This is a genomic window from Bradyrhizobium sp. 23AC (genome assembly GCF_054863025.1).
Genome location: NZ_JAVAYN010000261.1, coordinates 1 through 248, shown reverse-complemented (window position 1 = coordinate 248; position 248 = coordinate 1). Strand labels below are relative to the sequence as shown.

General features: G+C 71.4%; 1 protein-coding gene. It reads right to left on the bottom strand.

Annotated features, from left to right (window positions below):
• The coding region (locus RAD10_RS42360) for a HisA/HisF-related TIM barrel protein (protein WP_461622075.1) at positions 1-248 on the bottom strand (248 nt) is incomplete at both ends.

Genomic DNA, 248 nt, shown 5'->3' with positions numbered 1-248 from the left:
CCCTTGGTCGCGACGAAGCCGTCGCGCGCATCGACCGCGACGACGATGCCACCGGGGAAATCGCGCGCGGCCGCGCGGACCAGCTCGGGATTTTCCAGCGCAGCGGTGCCGATCACCACGCGCGAGACGCCGAGATCGAACCAGCGCTCGATCCCCGCGCGGTCGCGAATGCCGCCGCCCAATTGCACATGGCCGGGGAAGCGCTCGACGATCGCGCGCACGGCCTCGCCGTTGACCGATTCGCCTGC